This window comes from Pseudomonas sp. EA_5y_Pfl2_R50, from assembly GCF_963970475.1.
Lineage (GTDB): Bacteria > Pseudomonadota > Gammaproteobacteria > Pseudomonadales > Pseudomonadaceae > Aquipseudomonas.
In genome coordinates this window covers 1-431 of record NZ_CAXAPT010000207.1, presented here as the reverse complement: position 1 = coordinate 431, position 431 = coordinate 1, and the positions used below count along the sequence as shown (strand labels likewise).

The 431-nt window shown below is 56.8% G+C and carries 1 protein-coding gene; it reads left to right on the top strand.

Features of this window, described 5'->3' with window-relative positions:
- The coding region (locus AACY19_RS27475) for a hypothetical protein (protein ID WP_339454639.1) at positions 1-428 on the top strand (428 nt) is incomplete at its 5' end.
- Positions 429-431 lie beyond the last annotated feature (3 nt).

Below are 431 nucleotides of genomic sequence, written 5' to 3'. Positions count from 1 at the left end.
AGTTGGGTCGGCTGCATTTGACCGATCCCGCCCTCGCCCATCTGCTCGATGCGATGATTGATTCGGCCGTCGAACATCAGGCGCTTGATAGTGAGCACCTTCTTACCATATTGGCGGCATCTGGATTTGATATAATCGCGCAAGATTTGCTGCGGGCCGACCAACTCTCGTGTTCGTTTACGCAAAAGGACGCCGACCCCGCCAGGGCACGCGAGGACCTCGACGAGGCGATCGCGATCCTGGTGACTCGGCCGGAAGTGGATGCGGCTTTGGCCGAGGCGACGGCGACGATGCAGGCGAAGTATTCGGATGAAGCATATGAGCGGCAAGTGTCGCTTGTGAATGAACAACAGGCTTTGAACGCGCGACTTGCCAATCTGGTGCAGTCGAACGAAGACGCCAGAGCTTTTAGTACTGAGGGCAATTGATGG